At 60.5% G+C, this 26,879-nt stretch carries 25 protein-coding genes; 12 read left to right on the forward strand and 13 right to left on the reverse strand.

The window, feature by feature from the left end:
• Positions 1–55: 55 nt before the first annotated feature.
• The 9 genes from J1777_RS05370 to traD form a co-directional block, all read right to left on the reverse strand.
• The gene (locus J1777_RS05370) at positions 56–1,177 is read right to left on the reverse strand and encodes a M23 family metallopeptidase (protein ID WP_096247777.1); all 1,122 of its coding nucleotides are present in this window, start codon (positions 1,175–1,177) and stop codon (positions 56–58) included.
• Positions 1,174–1,701 carry a hypothetical protein gene (locus J1777_RS05375; RefSeq protein ID WP_033945004.1) on the reverse strand — a complete coding sequence of 176 codons (528 nt, stop codon included), beginning with the start codon at positions 1,699–1,701 and terminating at the stop codon, positions 1,174–1,176. Before J1777_RS05375 ends, J1777_RS05370 begins: the two co-directional genes overlap by 4 nt.
• Before the next feature lie 15 nt (positions 1,702–1,716).
• Positions 1,717–2,790, reverse strand: a complete 1,074-nt coding sequence (locus J1777_RS05380; protein WP_207574803.1) for a hypothetical protein — start codon at positions 2,788–2,790, stop codon at positions 1,717–1,719.
• Complete coding sequence (locus J1777_RS05385; RefSeq protein WP_033945006.1) at positions 2,777–2,965, reverse strand: hypothetical protein; 189 nt, start codon at positions 2,963–2,965, stop codon at positions 2,777–2,779. The genes J1777_RS05380 and J1777_RS05385 overlap by 14 nt, the downstream gene beginning before the upstream one ends.
• Complete coding sequence (locus tag J1777_RS05390) at positions 2,952–3,191, reverse strand: hypothetical protein (protein WP_033945008.1); 240 nt, start codon at positions 3,189–3,191, stop codon at positions 2,952–2,954. The genes J1777_RS05385 and J1777_RS05390 overlap by 14 nt, the downstream gene beginning before the upstream one ends.
• Positions 3,191–3,796, reverse strand: a complete 606-nt coding sequence (locus tag J1777_RS05395; RefSeq protein WP_033945009.1) for a hypothetical protein — start codon at positions 3,794–3,796, stop codon at positions 3,191–3,193. Before J1777_RS05395 ends, J1777_RS05390 begins: the two co-directional genes overlap by 1 nt.
• A 124-nt stretch (positions 3,797–3,920) precedes the next feature.
• Positions 3,921–4,367 carry a hypothetical protein gene (locus J1777_RS05400; RefSeq protein ID WP_033945011.1) on the reverse strand — a complete coding sequence of 149 codons (447 nt, stop codon included), beginning with the start codon at positions 4,365–4,367 and terminating at the stop codon, positions 3,921–3,923.
• Positions 4,368–4,372: 5 nt separating this feature from the next.
• Positions 4,373–7,255 (reverse strand): DotA/TraY family protein, encoded by a 2,883-nt coding sequence (locus J1777_RS05405; protein WP_033945012.1) that lies wholly within the window; start codon positions 7,253–7,255, stop codon positions 4,373–4,375.
• Positions 7,256–7,729 carry a conjugal transfer protein TraD gene (gene traD, locus J1777_RS14455; RefSeq protein ID WP_033945014.1) on the reverse strand — a complete coding sequence of 158 codons (474 nt, stop codon included), beginning with the start codon at positions 7,727–7,729 and terminating at the stop codon, positions 7,256–7,258.
• A gap of 528 nt (positions 7,730–8,257) precedes the next feature.
• Between traD and mobQ the strand changes: the two genes are divergently transcribed.
• The 9 genes from mobQ to J1777_RS05455 all read left to right on the forward strand — a co-directional run bounded on the left by mobQ (position 8,258) and on the right by J1777_RS05455 (position 19,130).
• Positions 8,258–9,481 (forward strand): MobQ family relaxase, encoded by a 1,224-nt coding sequence (gene mobQ, locus J1777_RS05415; protein ID WP_052178704.1) that lies wholly within the window; start codon positions 8,258–8,260, stop codon positions 9,479–9,481.
• A gap of 224 nt (positions 9,482–9,705) precedes the next feature.
• Positions 9,706–10,041 (forward strand): hypothetical protein, encoded by a 336-nt coding sequence (locus J1777_RS05420; RefSeq protein ID WP_033945016.1) that lies wholly within the window; start codon positions 9,706–9,708, stop codon positions 10,039–10,041.
• Positions 10,038–11,306, forward strand: a complete 1,269-nt coding sequence (locus J1777_RS05425; protein ID WP_033945018.1) for a hypothetical protein — start codon at positions 10,038–10,040, stop codon at positions 11,304–11,306. Before J1777_RS05420 ends, J1777_RS05425 begins: the two co-directional genes overlap by 4 nt.
• Positions 11,303–11,593 carry a hypothetical protein gene (locus J1777_RS05430; RefSeq protein ID WP_033945020.1) on the forward strand — a complete coding sequence of 97 codons (291 nt, stop codon included), beginning with the start codon at positions 11,303–11,305 and terminating at the stop codon, positions 11,591–11,593. The genes J1777_RS05425 and J1777_RS05430 overlap by 4 nt, the downstream gene beginning before the upstream one ends.
• A 137-nt stretch (positions 11,594–11,730) precedes the next feature.
• On the forward strand, positions 11,731–11,955 hold the full coding sequence (locus J1777_RS05435) for a hypothetical protein (protein WP_124083170.1): 225 nt from the start codon (positions 11,731–11,733) through the stop codon (positions 11,953–11,955).
• 26 nt (positions 11,956–11,981) lie between these two features.
• Positions 11,982–12,191 (forward strand): helix-turn-helix domain-containing protein, encoded by a 210-nt coding sequence (locus J1777_RS05440; protein WP_033945022.1) that lies wholly within the window; start codon positions 11,982–11,984, stop codon positions 12,189–12,191.
• 396 nt (positions 12,192–12,587) lie between these two features.
• Positions 12,588–13,172: a recombinase family protein gene (locus J1777_RS05445; protein ID WP_033943682.1), complete on the forward strand. Its 585-nt coding sequence runs from the start codon at positions 12,588–12,590 to the stop codon at positions 13,170–13,172.
• An 18-nt stretch (positions 13,173–13,190) separates the two neighbouring features.
• Positions 13,191–16,457, forward strand: coding sequence for an Eco57I restriction-modification methylase domain-containing protein (locus tag J1777_RS05450; protein WP_096247778.1), 3,267 nt, complete (start codon positions 13,191–13,193; stop codon positions 16,455–16,457).
• 18 nt (positions 16,458–16,475) lie between these two features.
• A complete protein-coding gene (locus J1777_RS05455) occupies positions 16,476–19,130 on the forward strand; it encodes a TrlF family AAA-like ATPase (protein WP_033943677.1) in 2,655 nt (884 codons plus the stop codon).
• Here J1777_RS05455 and J1777_RS05460 read toward each other — a convergent pair.
• The 4 genes from J1777_RS05460 to ychF form a co-directional block, all read right to left on the reverse strand.
• A complete protein-coding gene (locus J1777_RS05460; RefSeq protein ID WP_207574804.1) occupies positions 19,127–19,651 on the reverse strand; it encodes a hypothetical protein in 525 nt (174 codons plus the stop codon). The two genes, J1777_RS05455 and J1777_RS05460, sit on opposite strands and share 4 nt — an antisense overlap.
• A gap of 85 nt (positions 19,652–19,736) precedes the next feature.
• The gene (locus tag J1777_RS05465; RefSeq protein ID WP_033943673.1) at positions 19,737–20,441 is read right to left on the reverse strand and encodes a hypothetical protein; all 705 of its coding nucleotides are present in this window, start codon (positions 20,439–20,441) and stop codon (positions 19,737–19,739) included.
• Complete coding sequence (locus J1777_RS05470) at positions 20,428–21,615, reverse strand: tyrosine-type recombinase/integrase (protein ID WP_033943671.1); 1,188 nt, start codon at positions 21,613–21,615, stop codon at positions 20,428–20,430. The genes J1777_RS05465 and J1777_RS05470 overlap by 14 nt, the downstream gene beginning before the upstream one ends.
• Positions 21,616–21,836: 221 nt before the next feature.
• Positions 21,837–22,931, reverse strand: coding sequence for a redox-regulated ATPase YchF (gene ychF / locus J1777_RS05475; protein WP_207574805.1), 1,095 nt, complete (start codon positions 22,929–22,931; stop codon positions 21,837–21,839).
• Positions 22,932–23,069: 138 nt separating this feature from the next.
• On the opposite strand from ychF, the gene J1777_RS05480 reads away from it, so the two are divergent.
• The 3 genes from J1777_RS05480 to J1777_RS05490 all read left to right on the forward strand — a co-directional run bounded on the left by J1777_RS05480 (position 23,070) and on the right by J1777_RS05490 (position 26,866).
• Positions 23,070–24,200 carry an FAD-dependent monooxygenase gene (locus tag J1777_RS05480; protein ID WP_207574806.1) on the forward strand — a complete coding sequence of 377 codons (1,131 nt, stop codon included), beginning with the start codon at positions 23,070–23,072 and terminating at the stop codon, positions 24,198–24,200.
• A gap of 85 nt (positions 24,201–24,285) precedes the next feature.
• Positions 24,286–25,002 (forward strand): DsbC family protein, encoded by a 717-nt coding sequence (locus J1777_RS05485; protein WP_207574807.1) that lies wholly within the window; start codon positions 24,286–24,288, stop codon positions 25,000–25,002.
• Positions 25,003–25,051: 49 nt separating this feature from the next.
• A complete protein-coding gene (locus J1777_RS05490) occupies positions 25,052–26,866 on the forward strand; it encodes a M61 family metallopeptidase (RefSeq protein ID WP_207574808.1) in 1,815 nt (604 codons plus the stop codon).
• Positions 26,867–26,879: the final 13 nt, after the last annotated feature.

Consider the following 26,879-nt stretch of genomic DNA (forward strand, 5'->3'; position numbering starts at 1 on the left):
CAGAGACGTTCCATCACGTCTGGATGTAGAAACACAAACATGTTGCCTTCCTCCGCTATTGGATGCTGCGCGACACGCCGCCGCGCTGCGCCCGATCATGTGCTGTGGCAGTCTGCTTGCGCAGCCGCTCGGTCTTCTGCGACGTGTAGGTGGCCAGCAGAGCTTCGACACGCTCCTTCTTGCGGTAGATCGCCTCAGCCAAGTAGTTGCTGACGCCAACGGCATGGGCGTAATCCGACCAGAGCGCCCGGCTGGATACCTTGGTGACGTTGTTATTCCACTCGGCGTCGCTGAGCCGACGCGCCGCCTCAGTCAGCAGCATCTCTTGGGTGCTCATCGTCTGATAGCCGCCGATGGGCGCGGTCGGTAGCGAGCCGTAGCCATCCTTGTCAGACAGCCACTCGGCGGGAGACTTGCCCTCGGCAGCGGCCAGCGCCGCGTCCGCATTCGCCGCCGCGACTTGTGCTGGCTCGAACTTGACGTTCGGAGCCACGCCGCCCGGAGGGACGTTGCCGAACAGGATGGCGTGCTGCTCCTTAGTGTCCTTGCCCAAAATCGGGTAGTGCTGCGGATTGCCGTCTTGGATCGGGAAAGTCGCGCAGAAATACGGGGCTGGGTCGGTCTTCCAGCCGATCCCCTGTTGCTGGTTGAAGGCGGACGGGAGTTGGCCGGGGTTGAAGGTGCCTTTCGATGCGCTCTGAGTAAAAGCCTTGGCGCGGGCCTCATCTTTCTGCGCGGTGCCGTAGGTGAAGTGCAGGTGCTTCACCATCGCGTCGCTGGGTGTGTTCCCGGACAGGCCAATGTACCGCCCGGCTTTGACCTCCATGCCCTGTTTCAGGCCGGTGGCAAAGCCGCTCATGTGGTAGTACGCCACCACGTCGCCATTGCTGCGCTCGATGAGGATCGCGTTGCCCGCCGAACGCCGGTTGCCGATGAAGGTGATCTTGCCGTCCGTGGTGGCGTACAGGGGCTGCGATGCGCCGCTGGTCGAGAAATCCAGACCATCGTGCATGTGCGGCTTCTGGTTCGCGCTGCCGAAGTTCCCCGCACCTCCACCCCGGAATTTGCCGAAGCGCCCGGAGACGGTTTGCTTTTCGGTGGGGGACACCATGCAGGTATCGGCCAGTGCCGGAGTCACGGCCACCAGTGTGGCCAGAGCAAGCAGCTTGTGCATCATGGCTCCCGGTACTCGTTTTCATGGGTGGCGTAGCTGCCGTCAATGGTGCACGTCAGTTGCACCGATTCCGGCCCGAACGGCTGATCGGCCATTAAGCCACCCATCGACGTTTTCCGGTTGTGGAAGCTCTTGCCCTTGTTCAGCTTGGCCGCCTTGGCAACTTCGGCCAGTGTCCTGCCCCGGATGTGTGAGGTGTAGCCGTGGCCAAGTTCGCCGCTGCCGTCATCGACCCAGACCTCAATCTCGGCCACCGGCAGGCCGAACACCTTGAATCCGCTGGGAGGCGTCAGCCGGTAGTGCTGTTCCTCGCCTGCTGGTTTGCGCGGCAGCAGGGCGCGGGTGGCCGGATGGTCAGGCAGGTCTTCGCGGCATTCCAGCGCCGCTTGCAGCATCGGGCCAGCCACGGCCCAGAGTGCTGCGTTGGGTGCGGCTGGTTCGTTGTCGAGAAGCGGGACGGGCATCTGGCCATGGGCAGCGCCGACCAAGCTCAGGGTCAGGAGGGTGGTGGTGATTGTTCTCAACATGGACTCTGCTCCATCTCAGTTAAACAGGTTGCCGATGGACTGGATGAAGCTGCTGCTGTCCGATGCCGCTGGCTTCGGCGCGGCGGCTGGGGCGCTCCTCGCGCTGGCAGTCTGGGTGGCATAGATACTCGGCGAGGTGTTGCCCAACTGGGTTTGCAGGGTCGCGAGCTGCCCGTTCAGGGTGTTGAGGTGGTTTTGGGCGTTGGCGACCTGCTGCTGATACGAGGTGCAGTTGTTGTACTGGTACGCCTGACAGTTCGAGAGCTGCTGCTGGGCCTGCTGGAGCTGGTACTGCGCCGGGCCGACTTGAGCCTGCACGTTGGCGATCTGCTGGTTGAGCGAGTTGATTTGGGCGTTGGTGCTGCCCATGTCCCCATTCGTGCCGGTGGAGCCGCCGAAATCGACCTGCGAGCTGCCGAACGGGTTGGTGCCCACGGTGTAGGTGCCGCCGCTCTGGTTGTTGCTGTAACCGGCTGCGATATTGGGGTCGATGTGGGCCATTCCCTGCTGCACAAGGCCATTGGTCAGCCCGTTGAGGTCGCCGAACGCGCCCATGCCGTTGATCTTGTCGATGGCTTGATTGATCGGCGAGGTGACGAGGCCGGACACCTGATTGACCGCCGTGCAGACCTTCTTCTGGGCGTACTTCGTGACGGCATCGCTGGCAGCGCCGACGATGCTTGCAAGACTCGGGATCGAGAAGGAGAGGTCGTAAATCTGGTTGAGGCCAGAGAAGCAGTCGCTGTTCACATCGAACAGCGATTCGACGTTCACCGGAGCGGCGGCAATCGTCTGGTGAATCTGCATGGCCTGCTGGATCGAGTGGCCGATGCTGCCGTCTTGAGTACCAGTCGCGCAGGCTTCGGCGTCGGCCTTGATGCTGTCCGCGACCACCGAGGTCTGTTGAGAGAGCAACTGGCTGCTCGCGTTGCCGAGGATGCTGCCGCTGCCGGAGCTGACCGCCGACACGGCGTACCCGGCGAACATCACCGACACGCCCACGGCGATGCCGAGGGCGAACCGGGTGTTGCTGCGGACGAAGTGGCTGACCGATACGGCCACTGGGGTGAGCTTGTTACGCATGGGCATGGTGACTCCTGATCCTGATGTTGGCGTTGTGCTGTGCCCTGATGCGTATGGGCTTGGGTTCGGGCTGCTGCTTGGCCTGCCGGTCGAGCCACAGCTCAACCAGCTCGGCGATGACCTGATCGTGCTCGCGCAGCCACGAGACGCGCAGTACGAGATAGCTGTCAGCGGTTTTCATGGGCGGGCCTCACGAGGTAGCGGTAAACGAGCCAGACCAGCGGCGTCAGGTATAGGATTGGGACAACGATGGCGAGGGCGATGGTTCCGAGCTGGTCGGCGGGGCGCCCGTTAATCAGCACGTCCCTTTCCACCCAGAGCGCGAGGCAGGTGCCGAGTGCGCAGCAGATCGCGGTGATTCGCTCGCGGCTAAGGCGTTGCAAGACAGTGCGCAGGATCGAGGTCATTACTGCACCCTCCGAATCCATAGCATGTCGCGCACATAGCGGCTGAATGCGCCGGGGACAAACAGCGTGCCAGTACGCATCTGCCATGCTCGATAGCTCCAGCGGATCGCATTGCTGGAGGCTGCCAACGTGAGCGATAGCACGCTCAGGACGACCACCATGGGAGCGCCCATTGCGAGTAGCCAAGCGGCCATCAGGAACGCAAGCAAGACGACTGCCCAGTATGCGCGAGACTTCCATAGGTGGCTGCTGATGAGCTTGTTCCGCTCGGGGTCACCGAGGAAGGCAAGGCGCTGTTTTCCTCGCTCGGCTATGCGGGCCTCGACGATGCGGCGAATCTCGGTCTGGTCGTTCGGGGCGAACACGCCAAAGCCGCACTTGGCGGAACACTCCCAGCCATAAAGCGCCTTGTCATCGGACTGGGCGTCGGCGGGCAGGTGCATGACGCCGCGGCTGCATTCGGGACAGCGTGGATTGCGCAGGGTGTGCCATAGATCACTGATGAATCCGTGGTTCGCCTTGAGCTGACGCCAGCCAAGGATTGATAGCGGCATGTCCACCAAGGTGAATTTGGCCGCGCGCTTCGCGCCACTGATGAACTTCATGCGCGAGCCCTCCGGGAGTTTTTGCGGCGTTTACGCTGGGCCAACACGGTGTCCGCGACAGACAGCAGGATGGCCAGCACGGCGGCGGGAACGGTGGTGTCGATCATGTCCATATGGCCCTCCTTCATGGGCTGGGGGAGTTGTCGTTGGAGCGTTGCTGCTGCTTCGCCAGAGCCAGTGATTGCTCAAACCATTGCCGCACCAGGTTGGCGATGTCGTGTTCCCGAGCGAGCAAGGCGGGGTCGGTGTGCGGCACGGCACGGATCGCGCCGGGGGCGTTCTGGCCAGCCTTCATCAACCGATTCACTTCTTTGGCGTAGATGTCGGTGACCGCGAGACGATGCTGCTCTGGGGCTGCCTTCAGGGCAGCCAGCGCGGAATAGGCGATGACCGACAATGCGTTTAGCGCATAGGCCAGCTCGCGTTGCTCGCGGAGCGCGGCGTCGTACTGAGGCTGCACATGAGCGATAGCGGCATTCCAGCCCTCGTCGTAGCCTTGGCGGAGGCCGTAAGCCTTACCTACGACCAATCCATGGCTTTCGGCGGTGAATGCCTCGTCGGTTTTGTACATGGTCATCACTCCTTGTCCGGCGAGGTTTCGCCGTTATCGGTATCGGTCGGTGGCGGGGAGTAGCGGCTGTCATAGGACTGGTCGATGCCGTCCGAGTCGGTAACGACTTCGCTGCCGGTGCTAACGGGTTTCCCGCGCAGCGACTCCTTGTAGGCCGCAATGCGGGCGTCGGCCCCCTCGGAGTAGGCGGCCTTGCCTTCGGCAAGAGCTGTGCGACCAGATGCGGCGTAATCATTGGCGGATGCGGAAGCTGCACCGCCAAAGCCAGTGACGGCGGCTGCACCGGAGCCAGTCAGCCCAGCCCGAATGCGCTGACCGAGGCTTGCACCACTTTCGCTGGCGTCTCGGTACGCAGCAACTCCGGCGCTGCCAGTCGAGATCGCTGCATCAGCAACACGGCCTGCGCTGCGGGCGGTAGCTCCCGCTGCACCGGTAGCAGCTCGGCCCAGTCCGACGCCTGCGGCATCGCTGACCTTTTGCCGCCCAGAACGGTTGTCGGACTGATGGGCCGGAGCGGGTGAGTCGGGAGCGGATGGAGCGACACCTTGGTCGCCTGCACTCAGCAACGCCCGCTTAGGCGTCGCAGTGCCGCGAGTGCCACCGCCATTGCCGGTGGGTGGTGTGCCGCCATTGCCGCCACCGGGGAGCAATCCGCCGTCACCCCCGATTCGCCGGGATGGGCTGCTGCCGCCACTGGGCAGCGCACCACTTGACGCGGCGTGTGCCATGCCGCTGCGCATCTGCCCGACTGCTTGCGTCTCGCCGAGGTCGCTGACGCCAGCACCGATCCAGCGCAGCACATGATCCGGCAGGATTTGCGGCAGGCCGAAGGTCATGTAGAGCACCGGCAGGAGCGTCAGGCCGAAGACCATGAACCACCATGCAAACGAGAGGAACGAGCTGATTGCGCCGACCGTGCCGGTTGATGTGACCACGGCACCGCGCATTGCGAAGAAGCCCTTGGCGATGAAGTCGATGATCGGGTCGGACACGAGCATGGCCGCAAACAGGCCGACCACTGCCAGCGCCGGGCGGGCGAACAGCGACAACAGCAGCAGGTAGCCTTGCGATTGGCTGCCGACGAAGGTGCGGTCAGGCGTCATGTGCATGACCGCCCACAGCGGCGCGGCAATCAGCGACTGGAGCACAGCCAGAATCCAGCCGACCACCACGGTCATGAAGATCACGTAGGGCAGGCTTGGCAGGAAGACGCCAAAGTAGAAGGCCATCGGCTCGATGTACGTAGCCATCATGGCAAGCTGCTTGACCGGCACTTCGATCACCCAATCCCAGATTGGCGTTACCACCTTGTCGAGATCGAGGCCGGTGCCGACACCCTTGACCGAGGACAACGTGCCAGCGACTACGCGCAGCGCGGTGGCTCCTGTTTTGATCGCCACGTCTGCTGCACCGATTCCAGCGCGGGCGACCGTTAGGTAGTCACCGATGCACTTCATCCGGTTGAGCGAACCGCCCATCTGGCCTGCGGTGCCGCAGAGAGGCGTGGTGCCGGAGGTGTTCGCGCCGGTTGCCATCTCAACCATCGACTCCATCATGGAGTTGATCCAGAGGCTGACTTTGGCGTCGAAGTCGGCATTGATGCTGCCGATGTTGATGTCGCTCTGCGCGTCCTTCGGGATGACGCTGGTGAGGTCGCCGGGGCCGCTGGTCGGTGCCTTGTAGTTCCCCTTGATCTCGGATTTTTTGCTGATCGCCTCGGTGACCGTCGTCACGCTGCCAATAAGGAGGCTGGCCGCTGCATCGGCGGGCAGCGCGGACAGCGATGGGGCGCTGACGGAGCCAACCGATTCGGACGTAATTGCAGCAATGAGTCCCCGCACCTCGCCCACGCGCTGATACCAGCCGCCACTCATCGCCCAGCCCTCACTGGTCAGGGAAGTGGCCAGCGACTGGAACCCGGATTTCACGGCCGTTGTGTCGCTCAGCGCAGCCATGAGGGCTGCCGCGACTTGGGTTTCCGCGCTATTCACCAGTTCGTTGAACTTGGCTGAATCCACGTTCGACCAATCGCCCGAGATGTCATCCGGCCAGGTATTCACCCATGCTTCCAGATCGGTCATGAGGTTGGTTGCGGCCTGAATCTTGGCGTTCTGCGCTGCTGCGCGGAGTTGCTCCAGCGCTGCCTCAATGCCGGTTGCGTCTTTTGCGGGCTGTGCGGTGTACTGGCTGATGCTGACGGTGCCGCACAGCGGTTCTCCGCCACCCAAATTCGTCGTGGCGTTCCGATCCTTGATCTGGAAGAGATATTCGGTACGCCCGCCATTCGTGGTGGTCTTATCGGCGCTGGGTGCCGCACTGACCTGTGCCCCCGGATAAATCTGGTTTGCAGCGCGGGCACAATAGGAAGCGGCGAGGTACTGCTTTCCGAAGTCGCGCAGCCCGTAGAACGAGCCGGGGTCATTCACGCCTTGAACGACACCATCTGGGCTTAGGACGCCAATCGCCATGCCAGTCTTGTAGGTGCCATTGGCGAACCCGACGCCCCACAGCGCGAACATCAACACCACGAGCTGGATGAAGCTATAGCCGCTAGCTGTCGGCAGCAGAACCGCACCACCGGCCACGATCCGCACGGGCGTCCAGAGCGACGACCAGTTGCGCCCCATTGCCTCGCCATCGTTGGCCGTGTTGATCGTGCCCATTGCCGCGACGTAGCTGACAATGAGCGTGCCAACGATCAGGATGCCGGAGTTGAAAAACGACATCATCGTCGCTATCACGTTGCTCGCGGCGCTGACGCTATCCGGGTCCGCACCAGTTACCAGCGCATCAATGACCGGGCCGAAGATCGACCGCAGCATATCCACGGAGTGATCTGTGCAAGACGTGGCATCGTCGCACGGTGAGAAAGGCATGGCGGCGGCCATTTAGGATGCTCCTTCCTGATAGCGTGATTCCTGAGAGAGCGCGGCAGCGGCCTCGACCTCGGTGTCGTCTTCATCGTCGTCATCGGTCTGCTTGCGGCCCTTGCGGGCGGCGGCACGGGCGGCCAGTACCTCATCACCACGCGCCTTGTATTCAAGGAAGACTGAGCTAGGCCATGTCCCATCGCGTTCACGCTGATCGGCAATGACGAGCATTGCGCCAAGCACGAAGCCCGCATCTGCCTCCAGCAACCCGGCGATCTGGGCGAGACCACCGACCGCGAACTTGCGCTGATTCAGGTAGGTGCGCCGCGCGGCCTTCTGGGCCTTCCGCTGAGCCTCTTTCAGTTCTTCAAGCCGCTGCTGCTGTTTCGCCACTGCCGCTGCCAATGCGGCGATTTCGCGTTCGCGCTTCTCTGTCAGCTCGCTTGCCGGACGCCTTCCCCTGCCGCGCTTCTGTTCCTCTGCTTGCTGCACTTTTGCTCTGCTCCATTTGGCATGTCTCAAAGCGAAATGTCTGCTTGAAATGAAGCATAGTCAAGGGGTGATAAGCACGGTGGCAAAGCAACTTATCCATACTTTTTTCGTTCTCATACTACCTCTATGCAGCAGCAAAATCTTTTCAATCAACGGCTTAAAGATGCGCTAACGCTTTGATTTAATATGGACTGTAGTCCATATCTTGATTCCAAAAAGTTTTCGCCACTCGTGGCGTGCGAGCAACTGCGGACGCGCCGCCAATCAGTTTTCAATCCGCAGGACATGCTGCCATTAAATGCCATTTATCGAGGACAAAAAGGAGCTTCGGCGTTATCATCTGTCTTGTGTCTCGTGTGTCCCGTGTGGGGCCAAGATGGTGGTGGTTTTCATCTGTTGCGGGAACCGCAACAGCGCAGTTACGCATCGCTACGCGACGCCTGCGCAATGGGCTGCGCCCCTTGACCCCCTTCAAGCTGCTTTCAATGGGGGAGGCGGTGCCAACAGGTTTTCAATGAGGGTGGCGGCATGTACCGGATGGAGCTGAACTACATCAGCCGCGACGGCGGCAAGAAAGGCAAACAGCGGGATGCCGCCAAACAAGGCCACGGCTTTTCGGCCACAGCCGCCGCTGCTTACCGCAGTGGCGGCATCGTCACTGACCACCGCACCGGTGAAGTGCATGACTACACGCGCAAGCGCAGGATCGGCCACACGGAGATCGTTGTGCCGCCCGGAGCGCCGTCCTGGGCCAGCCACCGCGAGGCACTGTGGAATGCAGTCGAAGCCGCCGAGGCGCGGAAGGATGCACGGCTGGCACATGAGTTCATCGTGGCGTTGCCATATGGACTCACGAAGGAGCAGGAAATCGAGATGGTGCGCGACCTTGCTCAAAGCATTGCTGACCGGCACGGCCTGCCTGTGGACTTCGCAATCCACAAGGACGACCCGAAGAAGTGGGACGGATCAGTGAAGGGGATTGTCGGCAGTCACGCACATCTTTTGATGCCGACACGAGAACTGACGCCAGAGGGTTTCTCGAAGGTCAAGGGGCGCGAGTTCATTGACCGGAAATTGGGGCCGAAAACACTCCGCTACTGGCGCGAACAATGGGCCTTGATCGGCAACACGCATATGGAGCGGGCAGGACTGGGTGAGCGATGGGATCACCGCACCCTCTCAGTACAGCGCGAAGACGCACTGGAACGGGGAGATTTGGCCGCTGCCGAAGAACTCGACCGCCTGCCCGGTGTACACATCGGAGCGGCTGCCACGGCGCTGGAGCGCCAAGGGATCGACACGTACTGGGGCAACCTGAACCGGATCATCCTCGCCAAGAATGCGGAGCGCAGATTGGGGCACGAGCGCAAACGCATTGAAGAGTCGATGGCCGCGCTGGAGCACCGTCTAGCGGAACTGCGGGCCGCGCAAGAGGCTGACGCCACTCAGCCGGAGCCCAGCGATGATGATCCTCGCTGGGCGGCGTTTGAACGCACCTTCATGCACGCAGCTCAGTTCGAGCACGACCTCAGCTTGACCGTTCTGGCCGCACCGCTTGCCGGACTCAAAGCACGTTTCGCGGCGTACATGGATACCGCTGCGGAGCAGGGTATGACGCCGGAAATGTTCGCTCAAGCCTGCGCAAAAGGCATGGCCGAACAGGATCGTCGGGCTATGCAGGAACAGGCGGCGAGGGATGCCGATCCCCAACCGCCACAAGAGGACTCCCCTGTTGCCACTCCTGCCCCATGATGCCACTGGCAATGGTGGGAACAGTGTGGAAAGACGGTGGCGACATGATGTCAATGATGACGGTAACAAGGTGGTGACATGGTGGAACGATGGTGGCGGGATATTGGTAGGACGGTGGCGACACTGTGGCGGCTGTGTGTGCGTATGGTGGCAATAACGTGGCGCTTCACCACAATGCAGCCACATTCCTGCCACCATCCGATGCCGATTCAGGAGGGTTGCGCATGAAAGTCTGGGCATTCGATGAGAACCGGGCCGACTTCGTAGATGCTGCGCCGGAGCGGCTGAACGCTGATCCGGCTGGGTGCTACATCATCCGGCGCGGTGATGAAGTGTTCGTCCGCGAGCACGGCCAGGAACGGCCCATGCCGGAGCGGCTGACCGTAGCCGGGGTGCTGTTCGACCGGGAACAATTCGAGGATGTCTACCCCTTGCCTCTGCGAGCGGAGATGAAGCGAGACGGTCAATGGGCGCGGGCACAGTTACAGGCCCGTGACCGTGGTGAAGTCAGTCTGCCGCTGGAGCTTCCGATCTGGGTGACGAAGGGGGAGCCAGAATGATCGACCTACAGCGAGCAGCCATCAGAGCACGCCCCGCGCTTGCCGTTCTGGCCGACGAGCTTGGCGAGCCGTCACCGGATACGGTGCGGGCGCTGGCGATCATCGAGCAGATGCTGGGCGACATCGAAGCCGGGCGGCATCCACTCGATCGCCCCGACGACTGGCCCCAGCGTGACCGCTGGCCGGATCGTCCTCATTGGGACAGGTGGCGGTGGGCGATCAAGACGCTTGCCGTTGCCAGCGGCACGACCGCCTATTGCAGCCCGAAATATGAATACATGCGCGTCGATACCAGACAGGCGCGGTCTGATGCCCTGACCGGGGCATTGCTTGACGTTGCGGACGTGATCGAGCTGGCAAGCGTCCGAGAGCCTAGCGGCACCATCGACAGCTTCCTCGGCCTGTGTGCGGGCAGGACTACCCCGGCCTTAACCATCGAGGGCATGAACGAGATAGCGGCGGCGGGCTGGGCGGGCGAGTTGGAGTCAGTCCGGCTTTCCAGCGATCCGCTGGAATCGTTGGCGGGCATCGACGAGATCATCACCCGTGGCGACCGCGAGGCGTTTGCCCGGCTGCTGCACGCCATCATCGAGCAGCCGGGCGGCCCCATCGCTGATCGTGTGCGCGTGCTCTATGAGCGTGTCCAGCATCGCGCAGCCGATCCAGAGTTTGCGGCGTGGCCGCAATATCAGGCGGCCTACTGGCTGGCCGAGGCAATGGGCCAGTTCCGGCCTGCCGACGCGACAAGCCAACGATTCGCCAGTGTTTGGGATGCCATAGAGGACGACCCCGCTGAGGCGGAGAAGATGAAACGATGGTCGGCGCTGCGAATGCGAGCCGACGCAATGGCCACTCTACTCTGTGTGCAGCCTGTAGGCCGAGAAGCTATGGCAGACGAGGTGCAGCAGTGGATCGACTGGTGGCAGCCGTCCTACGAGGCTGCGCAGCGATTGTCTGCTGACGAGATAGCCGCTCTCAAGACCGGTGGATGGTGGCCGCCTGCTGCCGATAGGCAGGTCGCAGAGATGCCACCACCAGTGGCACAGCGGCAAGTACCGAGCGACGATCCGGCCATCCTGCACGCTCTCTACACGCTGGCCGACTATCCCGTACTCGCCGCGCTGGCAGCCGAGCGCACGGAGGCCACACGGCTAGATGGCCGGGCTTGCCGAGCCATCTATGAGGATGCACGGCAGCGCATCGACTGGCAGGCCATGCCGCCCCATGAGCGCGAGTTTGCGCAGCGGCTGGGCGTGGGGCCATGAGCACTGCCCGCGACATCGAGGGGGCGATGCTGGAGCGATGCCTCCAGATTGTCACCACGCCGGGCGCTGTGCCCCGAGATCAGGCGGAGGCCAACGTTTGCCGTTTGGCCGGGATGATCGTGGACGGCAGGTATCCAGTGGCAGGCAAACGACTGTCTGATGCGGCTGCGACCTACTTTGCCGACCATCCAGAGCAGCAAGTGCCGTCCGCCGAGGTCGCCCGGCGCGGCTGGATCATAAACGCCCCACGCCTCCGGACGCGACTGGAGCGCCTGCTGGGCGGGTAAGCTAGGCGAAACCGAGGACAAGGAGTAATCCCGACAACGTCGTGAGGTGGAATTGAAGAATGCGCTCATTGAGCGTATATTCTTAATTTATGAAGCTGCCGATCCATCGACATCGAAATACGCAACGGAGCGACATCATGGCCAACACCGTGTACACCATCGTACCGACCGACAACAGCATCGAATCTTGGGCTGCGGCGGATGCTTTAAACACCGCCCTCACAACATTTGGCGACAACTGCAACAAAGCGGCTGCCGAGGCCAAAATAGCTGAGTGTGCAGCTTGGCTGCGCGATGGATTGAGAGTTGTTGCCTCTATTGACCACTCAAATTACGACCCCCGTGACCTCTATCCGAGGTAATCCAGCGAGCCGGAGATCATGAAAACATGAGTAGCAGCCCTACGCCGGACGCCATCCGCACCCTCCGGGAGAAAGCTGAGCTTACTCAGACGGATGCTGCTGCGCTGGTACATAGCGGCCTGCGGACATGGCAGCAGTGGGAAGCTGGCGACCGCCGTATGCACCCTGGTCTATGGGAGCTTTTCCGGCTCAAGACCACGCTCATTGAGCGCCCAAAGACGGGGATTAATCAATGACTCATGATGAGCTGATTGCAGCCGTGCCAGTACATGAGCGTGATGGCCGACCGCTCTACGTCAGTCTGGAGGACATTCCGCAGCCGAGGCGGGATCAGTTTTGGGCGGCGCTGCGCGGCTCCCAATGCCCAAAGGTTGAGGGCGTAGTTCCCACTTGACGCCCTGCGGGCGCGGTTTTCGCCCGACGGAGGCGGTTCTGCGGGGGGGGGGCTGGCCGAGGCCGTGAAGGCGTGGCAAGGCGGGCAGTGAGCGGGATTTGTTGGTGTTTCATCGTACCCGGCGAGTGTTCAGCAAACGGTGGTTTCCGGGATTTGTTCGGGGCCTCGGAAAATTCGGGCGGAATAGGCGCTTTTCTGTCAAAATCGCCGTCAATTTATCAACGTCTCGCAACTGTTAATGAATCAACGCATCGGCTACGCGCGAGTTTCGACTGGAGATCAGAACCCTGACCTGCAACGGGATGCGCTCAAGCAGGCTGGGTGCGATGACATCTATGAAGAAACCGCCAGCGGCAAGAGCACCGACCGGCCCCAGCTTACCGAGTGCCTTCGGCGCCTGCGGCGTGGTGACACGCTGGTGATCTGGAAGCTGGATCGCTTGGGCCGGTCCCTCGCCGACTTGGTGCGGATCGCTGACGACTTGCGCACACGAGGCGTCTTTATAGAGCTGCTACTGCCCCGCGTAGTGTTCGATGACTCGACGTTGGGCAAGGCCATGTACGCAATGTTCGGCATGTTTGCCGAGATGGAGCGCGACCTGATCCGGGAGCGCACGCATGCAGGCTTGACCGCAGCACGCGCCCGTGGGCGGGCTGGTGGTCGCAAGCCGAAGCTCGACGAAAAGCAGGTGCGGGAAATCAAGGCGCTGATGCGTGACCCGACCATTCCGGTCAGCACGATCGCGAAGAGATACAAGGTTTCGCGAACGACAATTTACAAGGTGGCCCCCGTCAGGCAAGCCGCGTCGGCGCGAAGAAACTGAGCAAGCAGAAGGACAACAATGGACACCAATACGAAGAAGGGCTATGACCTTATCAACCGACGCCGGAAGCAATGGGCGAACGAGGAAGAGGTACGCCACGCATGGATGAAGGGGCTGGAAGAGGCCTTGCAGATTGATCTCGATGCGGAGCGAGCCAAGCGCGATTCCAGCTACAACAATGTTGTCATCGAATTCAAGGGGCCTGGACTGTTCAAGGGCAGCGAGACGAGCCCCAAGTTCACGGAGGCCACCGAGGGCCGCTTGCTCAAGTACATCCAGCGGCTAGCGGCTGAGCAAGGCCTCGACGAGAAGGACTACATCGGCATTGCCATCGACGGCGACCATGTTGGCTTCGCACAGGTGCAGGGTGGCAAAATCATTCACCAGCCCTTGATGCCCTTCTCGACCATCACCTTCCAGATGGTCGTCGATGCGTTGCGGGCCAACTTTCGGCGGGCCATCACGTCCGAGAATCTGGCCGAGGACTTTGGCCACCTGTCCACTACCGGCCGAGAGTTCATGCAGGAGTTGTCGAATGCACTGGCCGACGCTCTCGGTCATCCCGGCAACCGCAAGATCAAGATGCTTTTCGAGGAGTGGGCGACCTTGTACGGGCAGGCCGCCGACCTCAGCATTCAGCAGCGCAAGAAGATCAACGGCTCGCTGGGTTTCGACTTCAATGGCCCAGCGCACATCGACCTGCCTGCAAAGCTGTTCGTTACTCACACCTTCCACTCACTGCTGATGAAGCTGATCGCGGCCGAGATCGTGGCAGCGCATGGTATGGCATCCAGCACCTCGCTCATCCATGAACTGCTGGCCATCGACAAGGACGAGGCGTTGGTTGCTGCGCTGCGCGCTGACGTGGAGAACGGTGGATTCTTTAACGCAGTAGGTCTGCACGGTTTCGTCGAAGAAGCGATCTTCAGTTGGTATCTGGACGCGACCAGCAAGAAGACGATCCGCACGTCGCTGTGTCTGGCAATCCGCACCCTGTTGGCCCAACTGTCGGTCTACCGCTTCGACACGATCAAGAAGACCGGCCGTTCGCGAGATGTGCTGCGTGACTTCTATCAAGACCTCGTGCCGGAAGAGCTGCGCAAGAGCCTTGGCGAGTTCTATACGCCGGACTGGCTGGTGGAGCACTCCGTGGCCAAGCTCGGCTACAACGACGCCAAGTGGCTTGTCGCTCGCCTGCTAGACCCGACCTGCGGTTCAGGATCGTTTCTGCTTGAAGCCATCGAGCAGAAGCGTCGTGCAGCACTTGCCGCCGGCTGGAACGCGAGCCGCACTGTAGACATGCTCACGACAACGGTCTGGGGCTTCGACCTCAACCCACTGGCTGTCCAGTCTTCTCGCGTCAATTTCCTGATCGCCATTGCTGACCTGTTGCAGCAGTGCAAAGGCAAGGACGTTGAGATTCCGGTGTTGCTGGCGGATGCCGTGTATTCCCCTGCACCACACCCTGACGGCGACCAGAAGGTGATCGAGTACAGCATCGGTAGCGAACAAGCCAACCTGCAAGTTGTGCTGCCCGCCGAGCTCGCGCGTGATCGTGCTTTGCTCGATCAGGTGTTCCAGCTCATGGGCACAGAGGTCGAGAACGACACCGAATACCCGGCCGTAGCCAAGGCCATGATGAAATCCGGTGTGCTCACAAAGGCGCAGGCCGACGAGTGGCAGGATTATCTCAAAGAAACTTACGACCAAGTACTCGCGTTGCACCGGCAGAACTGGAACGGCATCTGGTTCAGGATCGTTCGCAATTTCTTCTGGTCGGCCACAGCGGGCCAGTTCGACGCCATCGTGGGCAATCCGCCGTGGGTGCGTTGGTCGAACCTACCAGAGGCCTATCGCAACCGCGCCAAGCCGACGTGCGAGAAGTACGCGATCTTCTCCGACACCAAATTCCATGGGGGCAACGAGCTAGACATCTCGGCCATTATCACCTACACGACTGCTGACAAGTGGCTGGTCGAAGAGGGAAGGCTGGTGTTTGTTATCACTCAGACCGTCTTCCAGTCGCCATCATCGCAGGGCTTCCGCCGTTTCCGCATCAACGCGACGGATCGCCTTGTGCCGCTGTCGATCGATGATATGAAGGAACTGAAACCCTTCCCGGATGCAGCGAACAAGACGGCAGTCGCGATGTTCACCAAGAAGATTCAGGGCGTGACCACGTACCCGCTCGACTACCGCGTTTGGCTCGGAAAACCGAAGAGCGACAACGCTGGCAACCCCAAGAAGGGGCGCGGGGGGCGGCCTCAGCGATTGAAGGCCATCGACCCTCGCTTGCATCGACCGGACGTGCTAGGGCTGGTCGACGTGATCCAGATGGAGGCCAATCCGGTATCGGACACGATGGAGGGCGCACCGTGGGCCGTGATGAAGCCCGGCCACTTTGCGGCGTGCAAGCCACTTTTCGGGGCTTCGACGTGGGTCAATGGCCGCAAAGGCATCACCACCGATTTGAACGGCGTCTATTTCGTCGATGTGATCGACTCGAACGCAGCAGACAAGACCGTCAAGGTTCGTACCCGGCCACAAGAGGGTAAGACTGACCTCGGGAAGCCACGCGACTTCTGGGTGGAAGCCAAGAGCCTGTATCCGCTCGCCAAAGGTGCAGGCGACCTGCACCCGTGCTACTTCCTGCCTGAAAATAACCTGTACGCCTTCGTTCCAAACAAAGGCATCGACCGGGCATCGCTCGACACGGCGGCAGCGAGCTACAGCACGAACACCAATCCCAAGACCTTCAAGTTTTTCAAAGCCTACAAGGATTTCTTGGAGTCGCGCTCGACCTTCAAGACCCGCATGAAAGGAGCGCCCTTCTTCTCGATCTACAACGTCGGCGACTACACCTTTGCCCCATACAAGGTGATCTGGGCCGAAATGACGGGCGATTTTGCCGCCGCCGTCGTGGCTTCGGGCACGGTGCCGGGATACGGCTCGCGCGTGTACGTCCCCGACCACAAACTCTATTTTGCCGACTTCAAAGAACCAGAGCCCGCTTACTTCCTATGTGGGCTTCTGCATTCAGAGATCGTCAAGGAAATGATCGAGGCCCATAACGTCGCCACCAACATGGGGGACATCTTCAAGCATGTCAGCTTGCCCCAGTTTGATCCTTTGAACTCGGACCATACCGCGCTCGCGAACTTGGTGAAACAAGCACATGGTGAGCACGATTCAACGACACGGGCTCGCACGGTTGCCAAGGTGCGGAATGAAGCAGCCACATTGATCGAAGCGGAAATCAGGCAACGGAGCCAGTCCGTCTGCTGATGCAGGCCGAGGAGGAATATGAGCGATCAATACACTTACGCGAGATTTTGGCGATGCGCGCTACAGGTCAATCCTGTTGGCTACAACGGTGCCTACAGGGGAGCCGATCACGGTCTGGATGAGGGCGGCTACAATCAGGCCCTGCTTCAAAAGTGCCTTGAGCTGGGTATCAAGGTTGTTGGTTTGGCCGACCACGGCAGCGTGGCCAGTGTTGATGCTTTGCGTCAGGTGCTACAGCCGCATGGGATCGTGGTGTTTCCCGGCTTCGAGATCGCCTCGAACGACAAGACCCATTACGTCTGCCTGTTTTCCGAGGAAACCACGGGACAGCAGCTCGAACGCTACCTTGGAAATCTCGACCTTCTTGACCCAACAGACGGTGTTCGCCCATCTCGATTGAGTTCCGAGCAGTTGATCGAGAAGGTCGATCAACTCGGAGGCTTCATCTACGCTGCGCACTGTACGTCGGACAGTGGCCTTCTAAAAAACCGGCTCAACCATGTGTGGAAGCTCCACAAGCTCCGCGCAGCCCAGATTCCGGGGCCGATAGATGACTTGGCGGGGGTGGAAAGTGACTTCTACCGCAGGGTGCTGCTGAACAAGGATGATGCCTACCGGCGCGAGAGGCCCGTAGCTGTCATCAATGCCAAGGATGTTGCAAAGCCGGAGGACTTGGAACAACCCGGTGCCACTTGCCTTATCAAGATGACGCGGCCCAACTTCGCGGCGTTTAAGGTTGCCTTCCTCGATCCGGGATCGCGAATCCGCCTTAACTCTCAGCAGGCCCAAAGCCCGATTGGCAAGGTGGTACGCATGACGGTGGCCGGTGGCTACCTTGATGGCGTCCGGGTGGATTTTTCCGACCATCTCAATACGGTGATCGGCGGTCGTGGAACGGGTAAGTCAACCTTGCTCGAATGCCTGCGCTTCGCCTTGGACTTGCCACCCAAAGGCAAACAGGCACAGAAGCTCCACCAAGAGATCATCAAGGAGAACCTTGGTCGCTCGGCCGGTCGGGTCGAGCTGACAGTAGTGTCCTCTGCCCAGAACGGCAAGCAGTACACCATCTCGCGCCGTCATGGCGAGCCGCCGATGGTGCGTGACAAGGATGGCAATGTCTCCACTCTGCTCCCGCGCGACTTGCTGCCGGGCATCGACATTTATGGGCAGAACGAGATTTACGAGCTGGCCCAAGATGAAACCAGCCGGGTGCAGTTGCTGGATCGCTTTCTTCCTCAAGACGGGGAGTACGAGGCGAAGAGCGCCGACGTGCATAGGCGCTTGAAGGACAACCAGCAGAAGCTCACGAAGTCCCTGGCCGATCTTGATGATCTGAATGCGCAGGTTGAGCGCTTGCCCAAGCTGGAAGAGCAGCTTCGCGGTTTTGATGAGCTGGGGATCAAGGAGAAGCTGGCCAAGACCTCATTGCTCGCACGCGAGCGAGAGATAGCCAAGACCGCTGCTGATGGCGTGCAGAGCTTTCGCGACATGCTTGCAGACCTGCGCGATGGCTTGCCCGATCTCGCCTTCATCAACGATGAGGCCCTTGAAGGATTGCCTGACGCTGCCCAGTTGCTTGCTATCCGCACGACGCTGGATGGACTCAAGCAGGGCTTCACCGGCCATCTGACCGCCATGCAGGCCTTGCTCGATGAAGGGGCAGGACAGTTCACCACCCAGCATGGCGCATGGCAGCAGGCGATTCAGGAGCATGAGGCCGAGTTGGAGAAGGCGCTGCGGACGCTGCCCGCCACTGCTGGAAAAAGCGGGCAGGAGGTCGGCGTTGCCTATCAGAAGTTGATGGGGGAGATCGAGCGTATCAAGCCGATGAAATCGCGGTTGACCACCTATGAGTCCCAGCGCGATACCTTGCGTCAGGAGCGACGCAACTTATTGGGCGAGTTGTCCGATTTACGTGGGCAGCGCATACAAGCGTTGCAGAAGGCCGCGAAGAAGCTGAACAGGCGGCTTGAAGGCAAGCTCAAGGTGGAAATCGTGCCGGAGGCTGACCGCACGCCATTGGTGACGTTCCTGCTTGGTTGCAAGCTGGACGGTGTTGGTGAAAAGCGGCTTGCGTTCATTGAGGATGCTGAGACGATCAGCCCGCTGTCGCTGGCCCAGTCGATTCAGAAAGGGTCTGCCGACGTGCAACTCGATTGGGGCGTCACGCAGATGGTGGCCGACGCACTCACCAAGCTCCAGTCGTCTCAGCTCATGGAGTTGGAGGCTTTGGAGCTGGAGCATCGCGTGGACATCTTTTTGAATGTCGCTCACGGCCAAGCCGATCCGGTTTTCCGTCCGCTCAACAAGCTCTCTACGGGCCAGCAGTGCACGGCAATCCTGCACATGCTGCTGCTTGAGAACGTTGATCCCCTTCTGATGGATCAGCCGGAGGACAACCTTGACAACGCCTTCATCGCAGATCGGATCGTCGCCGAGTTGAGGGAGGCAAAGACCAGTCGGCAGTTCTTGTTCGCGACACACAACGCGAACATCCCGGTGTTCGGTGATGCCGAGTGGATTGGCGTGTTCACGGCCGCTGAGAACCAAGGGTGTCTCGGGCTGGAAGCACAAGGCTCGATTGACGTTCCTGTAATTCGAGATCAGGTGGCCAGCATCTTGGAAGGCGGACGTGACGCCTTTATCCAAAGAAAGGAGAAGTACGAGTTCTAGCCATTGAATTTTGGCAGCGCCGCCATCCGCTCATACATCTCTTCCTGCTCGCCAGCCAGCATCGGATCATCGTAGGGGTTGGCGACAAGATCATCCGGTGTCGGCGTTTCGCTCTTCGACGGACGCCCTCGTGCTCGGCTTGGTCTTGGGTGTCCTGCCTTCTCCAGAGCCTTCGCCAGCACATCCAGCGCATCCCAAATCCGCTCGGGTCGGACTGGTTCCACTCCAGCAGCCAGTGCTTTCGCCGCCCATCCCATGTGCTCTGCAGCGTGCAGCAGGTGATTTTTTTGCTTGTACTCACCAAGCTGCCGGTCTCTCTCGGTCATCCATTCCGTGAACTCTTCACGCTCGGCATCGGTCAGGATGCTTTCCAGTTCCGAAGGCAACGCCTTTGCCCAGTAATCAACCGTTCCCAGCACAACTTGCCCTGAACGTTTTTTCACACGGTCATAGGCGTAGCGTAGCAAGGAAATTGATTTTCCCAGTCGTGTGTTTCCGCTCTTATCGCGGTAAGTCTGCACACGTATATGCATCGAAATTGCGCTTCTCTGTATGCTGATTTTGTAGATGATAGCCCTGGCGAGAGGCTTGAGAGAAGCCTTTCTGCTACTCCACCAGCTTGATGCCGTTAAACTCAGGCATTTCACGCAGGAAAAGCCGGAAGTCCTCAGCATCCCCCGCCGTAACTGGTATTTCCCCCTCTGAAAACACCACCTTCTCTTCGTCAGGATCGGTCAGCATCTGAAAGCCCAGCTTGACGATGGCGGCGGCTGTACCCCAATGCAGCTTCTTCGCATCGGCTTCCAGCATGGCGAACATCACGCAGCGCATGGCAGTCGTCACATTGCGCTCATCCACATCCCAGTCATTGCGCGTGCTGAACGGGATTCCGAACATGGAAAGCGTGTTGGCAATGCTTTTCGCCGTCCGCCGTTTCCGCAGCCGCACGATGTCCGCCTGTTCGCCCTTGATGACGCGTGCCAGCGCATCGGCATCATTGGCCAGTTCCTCCAGGGCGTACAGACGGGTTGAGAGCGGGATGGTCTGGCTGTAGTTGAAGTCCAGGCTGGCGGCGTCCTTCGCATCGAGACGGCCAAGCGCAGCACGCAGCCGACGCGCATCGGACGCAGCCTTTTCAAGCGCCCGGATACGCGATGTATCAGGCGGGGTATCGGTGATGCTCCAGCCATTTGCCAGCCACCGGAAAAGCAGCTTTTTGTGGTCATGGGGCAGCCTCCTGACCGACTCACAGCGCAGGATGCTTTTCACCAGTGCGAAGCGGAACCGACGCCGCTCGTCAGCCTTTGCCATTGAGCGCCTCCTGCTTCCAGAGTTCGAGCTTGTCCGCCCATGCCTGCATCATTCCCCGCCGCTCTTCGAGGTAGGTGGCATGGTTATAGGTGCGGCGTACCGAGTTGGGTTCCGCATGGGCAAGCTGCGCTTCAATGGCATCGGGGCGGCAGCCCATCTCATTCAGCCGGGTGCTGCCGGTGGTTCTGGTGCCGTGCGGACTGTAGGTGCCGCTCCAGCCCAGCACCTTGAGCGCCTGCCGGATCGAATGCACCGACATCGGCCTGTTGCGGTCATCCCTGCCGGGGAAGAGGTGCGTCCGGTCGCCGCTGATGGCGTGCAGGCGGCGCAGCATTTCCACTGCCTGCGACGGCAGCGGCACAACATGCTCGCGGCGGGCTTTCATGCGCCGGGCAGGGATCGTCCAAAGCGCAGCATCCAGGTCAAACTCAGCCCATTCCGCTTCTGCCGCCTCGCTCGGGCGCGCCAGTGTCCACCACATCAACTGTATGCAGAAATTGACCTGATAGCCGCAGCGGTGGTTGTCGAAGTCATTAAGCAGCTTGCCGACCTGCACGCTGGTAAGGGCCGTCTTGTGCTGTGTTTTGTTGGCGGGCAACGCCTTGCGAACGGGCCAGACAGGGTCGTTGTCTGCTCGCAGGGTGGCAACTGCGAGTTCAAAGACACTGGACATGGTGCGCTTGGCTTCGGCTGCGACAGTCGGCGCACCGCGTTTCACGGTCTTGGTAAGGATGTCGAGAACGTGCGCAGGGGTGATGTCGCGCACCGGGAGTTTGCCAATGCTGGGGAAGACCACCCGCTCCAGCATGTCCAGACGGCGTTTCTTGGTGATGTCCTCCCAGTCCCGCAGGGCCAGCCATTCCTTGGCGACAGCCTCGAAGGTGTTGGCGGAATCCTGTTCGCGCTTAAGGCGCTCAAGCTGCCGGTTCTGAACGGGATTGATGCCCTGCTTGACCAGCTTCCGCGCCTCCTCGCACCTGTCACGGGCTTCGGCAAGGCTGACGGCGGGGTAGTCGCCGAGTGCGAACCATGACCCCTTGCCCGCTAGCTTGAAGCGGTAACGCCAAGCCCTCACCCCATTGGGCTTCACTTCGAGGTAGAGGCCCCGAAGGTCATTCAGGCGGTAAAGCTGCTCCTTCGGTTTGGCAGCACGGCAGTGGGCATCTGTAAGCACGGTGTCACGGGATCGGCGAAGAGGAACGATGGGGTGATCATATACACCTTTCGCTGCCTCGTCCAACCCGCATATACACCAGCGTAGTCACTTTGCGCGGGTAAGGCCGGGCAACGAAATGCAATCTATAGAAACGAAAAACCCCGGATTTTCCGGGGCTCTGTCGCTGTATCAGGGCTTCAAAGTAATGATGTGAAATCCCGAGAAATGGCTTGCTTGGGTCAGACGTTGAACAAAAAATTGAGTACATCGCCATCTTTAACGATGTACTCCTTGCCTTCTGCCCGCATCTTGCCGGCATCTTTTGCACCTTGTTCGCCCTTGTAGGCAATGAAGTCATCAAACGCAATGGTTTGGGCACGGATAAAGCCACGCTCAAAATCACCGTGAATGACACCGGCTGCCTGGGGGGCTGTGGCACCCACACGCACGGTCCAGGCACGCACCTCTTTTACACCGGCGGTGAAATAGGTTTGCAAGCCCAGCAACTTAAAGCCTGCACGAATCAGGCGATTGAGGCCGGGCTCTTCCAGGCCCAGCTCTTGCAGGAACATATCGCGGTCTTCGTCTTCCATCTCAGCCATTTCGGCTTCGATCTTCGCGCAAATTGCCACTACGGGCGCACCTTGTGCATTGGCATAGTCTGTCAGGCGATCGAGCAAAGGATTGTTAGTAAAGCCATCTTCCGCGACGTTGCCGACAAACATGGCCGGTTTGGCCGTAATCAGGCAAAAAGGCTTGAGCAAAGGGGCATCTTCCTTGGAGATAGGAACCACGCGTGCGGGCTTGCCTTCGTTCAGTGCCGCCTGAATCGGCTCCAGCAAAGCCACCAGCTTGGCCGCATCCTTGTCGTTGCCCGAGCGGGCGGCTTTCGAGTAGCGGTTCAGCGCTTTGTCCACCGTGGCCAAATCGGCCAAGCACAACTCGGTTTGAATCACTTCGATATCAGAAATCGGATCCACCTTGCCAGCCACGTGAATCACATTGGGGTCTTCAAAGCAGCGCACCACGTTCACGATGGCATCCGTTTCACGGATATGGGCCAAAAACTGGTTGCCCAGCCCCTCCCCCTTGCTCGCACCGGCCACAAGACCGGCAATATCGACAAACTCCACAATCGCCGGAACGATGCGCTCAGGGTGAATAATTTGCGCCAACTGCTGCAGCCGAGGATCGGGCACTTCCACCACGCCAGTGTTCGGCTCAATGGTGCAAAAAGGGTAGTTCTCTGCCGCAATACCTGCCTTGGTCAAAGCATTAAACAGGGTGGATTTACCCACATTGGGCAAACCGACGATGCCGCACTTGAGACTCATACAACTTCCTTAGAAAAAACGAGGGCAGCCTGTTGCTGCCCTCAAAATTAGCCTTGATTGTAATAAAGGCGCTGCCCTGCGCAAAAACAGCGCCGCGCTGCAGGCTTTTGCCTCCTGTTGCGCTCCTACAATCGCGCCATGGCCCAACATTTTGACATTTGCATTCGTGGCGCTGGCATTGTTGGCCGCGCTTTAGCCTTGCTTCTCGCCCGAGAGCGTTTGCGCGTGGCGTTGGTCGCAGCGCCACAAACTGCGTCTAAAACCCAGGATGTGCGTGCCTACGCACTCAATGGCGCATCGAAACAACTCCTGGACAGCCTGCGCGCCTGGCCCGACGCGCAGCACGCCACCCCCATCCAGCGCATGCACGTGGTGGGCGATGGCAACAGCCACGTGCAGTTCGATGCCCAAGCGCAAGGCGCTGAAGCCCTTACGTGGATTGTCGATGTGCCGGCGCTGGAACAACGCCTGGCCGATGCTGTGCGCTACCAACCGCTGATTGAAGTGGTCGATACCCCCGTCGCCGCACCCCTGACGGCCATTTGCGAAGGCCGTGCCAGCAGCACCCGGGCCGAATTGGGGGTGGAATTTGACATCACCCCCTACCCACAAACGGCCATTGCCACCCGCCTGGACTGCACCCAGCCCCACCACCAGGTGGCCCGCCAATGGTTCAGCCCCTTGGGCATTTTGGCGTTTTTACCGCTCGGCGGACCGCAGGGCAGCAGCGTGGCGGTGGTGTGGTCAGCCCCCAAAGACATCGTGCCGCAATGGCTGGAGGCCGAGCCTGCAGCCTTTTGCGAGCTGCTTGGCAGCATCAGCCAAGGGGTCTTGGGCGAGTTGCACCTGCAAGGGCCACGCATGGCCTGGCCCCTGCAGCACGCCATGGCCCAGCGCTGGTGTGGCAGCTTTCCGGCCCATAGCCCTCTGTCCGGAAGCTGGGTGCTGGTGGGCGATGCGGCGCACAACGTCCACCCCTTGGCCGGCCAGGGCTTGAACCTGGGCCTGGCCGATGTACACACCCTGGGCCAGTTGCTGCAGCAGCGCAAGGACTGGCAAAGCACGGGCGACTTGCGCCTGCTGCGCCGCTACGCCCGCACGCGCCAGGCCGCCATGCTGCCCATCGGCCTGGCGATGGATGGCATCCAGCAGCTGTTTGGCCGCACCGAGCCCAGTCTGCAAGTGCTGCGCAACTGGGGCATGAACCAGTTTGAGCGCTGCGCCCCCCTCAAGCACTGGGTCACCCAGCAAGCCATGGGCCTGCGCTAAGGCGCTTTTACCCCCGGAACCTTTGCCACCCCCCGGCCCCTAACGGCGCTTTACCGTATTGACCTTTGCACACTGGAATCCCCACATGAAGTTGCTTGCCACTGCCGCCACAGCTATTTTTGCCGTCCTGACCCTGGGCCAGGCTTTTGCGGCCAGCCCGGAAGACACGATTCGCCAAACCCTGAATGAGCGCATTCCCCAACTGACCAAGATTGACGAAGTGCGCACCACCCCCATGCAAGGCCTGTACGAAGTGCGCGTGGGCACCGATGTGTTTTATACCGATGCCCAGGGCAACTACCTGATCCAGGGCGAGTTGATTGATACCCAGGCCCGGCGCAACCTGACCGAAGACCGGATCAAAGCATTAACTGCCGTCAAATTCAGCGATCTTCCGCTAAACGATGCCATCAAAGTGGTACAGGGCAAAGGCGAGCGCCATATCGCCGTCTTTGCCGACCCCAATTGCGGTTATTGCAAACGCTTTGAACGCGATATGCAAAGCGTGGACAACGTGACCATGCACGTCTTTTTAATCCCTATCCTCAGCCCCGATTCGGTAGAAAAATCGCGCAACATCTGGTGCGCCAAGGACCAGGCCAAGGCGTGGCAGGACTACATGCTCAAAGGGGAAAAATCCACGTCTGCCACCTGCGACACCAAAGCACTGGAGCGCAACTTGGCGTTTGCCCACAAGTACAAAATCACTGGCACACCGACCATTATTTTTACTGACAACACCCGCGTACCCGGCGCAATCTCAGCCAAAGATGTTGAAAAGCGCTTAATCTCGGCTAAATAACCTCATCATCATTTAACACCCGTGGTGGCAGGGTTGATGCCACCTTGCCATGACTGCCCACACTGCTGCCACCACCCCCCTGACTCCCCCGCCGCTTGCGCCCATCCACTACCAAGTGGCATTGCACGATGTGCAGGCCCACCTTTTTCGCATCACGCTCACCATCGCCCAGCCCGCCCAGCAGCAAGAGGTGAGCCTGCCTGTATGGATTCCCGGCAGCTACCTGGTGCGCGAATTTGCCAAAAACCTGCACCAACTCACCGCCCAGCAAGGCGGCCAAGCCTGCACCGTCACCCAGTGCGACAAGCACCGCTGGCGCATATCCTGCACGCACGGTACGCCACTGGTGCTCACTTACCTGGTCAGCGCCTACGACAGCTCGGTGCGCATGGCCTGGCTGGACCAGCGCCGGGGGTTTTTCAATGGCACCAGCGTGCTCTTGCGTATTCATAATCAAGAGCACGTTGCGCATGATTTAGAAGTCATTCAGCATCAAAACCACCAAAATTGGCAATTAATAACAGCGCTACCAGCTATCAAAATAGAAGATAACGGCTTTGGCCACTACCGCGCCCAGAACTACGATGAACTGGTCGATAGCCCCGTGGAAATGGGCACTTTCTGGCATGGCCGCTTTAGCGCAGGGGGCGTGGAACACCACTTTGTCGTGGCCGGTGCCCCCGCCACGTTTGACGGGGAACGCCTGCTGGCCGATACGCAAAAAATCTGCGTAGAGCAAATCCGCCTGTGGCACCCCGACGGCAGCCCACCAGAGCAGCGCAACTACGTCTTCATGCTCAACGCCACCCACGACGGCTACGGCGGCCTGGAGCACCGGCACAGCACCGCCCTCATCTGCAACCGCGCTGACCTGCCCCGCCAAGGCGTGGCGCAGCAGGCCCAGGGCTACACCACCTTGCTCGGCCTGATCAGCCACGAATACTTTCACACTTGGAACGTCAAGCGCCTGCGCCCGGCGGCCTTCGCCCCCTACAACTACAACCAAGAAAATTACACCGAGCTGCTGTGGTTCTTTGAAGGCCTGACCAGCTATTACGACGACCTGGTGCTGCACCGAACCGGCCTGATCGACACCCCGGCCTACTTCAAGCTGCTGGCCAAAACCATCAACCAAGTGCTGCAAACCCCGGGGCGCAAGGTGCAAAGCGTGGCCCAGGCCAGCTTCGATGCCTGGGTGAAGTACTACCGCCCGGACGAAAACACCGCCAACGCCACCGTCAGCTACTACACCAAGGGGGCGCTGGTCGGCCTGTGCCTGGACCTGCAATTGCGCCGCGAGGGCAGCAATCTGGACGCTTTGATGCGCCACCTGTGGCAACACTGCCCGGATCGGCAAGTCACTGAAGAGCGCATCCTGGCCAGCCTGCACGCCCTCACCGGGCGCAGTTGGCAGCCAGAGCTCAGCGCCTGGGTGCATGGCACCGACGATTTACCACTGGCCGACCTGCTGGCCACCTTTGGTGTCACCCTGGAAAGCCAGCCCGCCGCCACGGCCCAAGCGCTGGGCCTGCGCGTGCAAGAGGGCAGCAGCATCACCATTCGCCAAGTGCTGCGCGGCAGCCCGGCGGAACAGGCGGGCATGATGGCCGGGGACGAGTGGTACGGCATCGAAATCAATGCAGGCCATGGCCCGCAAGGCTGGCGCATCGGCACGCTGGATGAACTGGCGCTGTACACCCCCCCGGGCAGCGCCCTGACGGCCCTCATCGCCCGCGACAAGCAACTGCTGCGCCTGCCCTTGCAGCTGCCGCCAGCGGCCAACCAGCCCTTGAGCAACGTGCAACTACGTACCAGTGATAACACCCAGCTGACCCAGTGGCTGCCCAGCGTCTCACCGGTATAGCTTCGGTATAGTT

Source organism: Comamonas denitrificans (assembly GCF_017368815.1).
In the GTDB taxonomy this organism is placed as follows: domain Bacteria; phylum Pseudomonadota; class Gammaproteobacteria; order Burkholderiales; family Burkholderiaceae_C; genus Comamonas; species Comamonas denitrificans.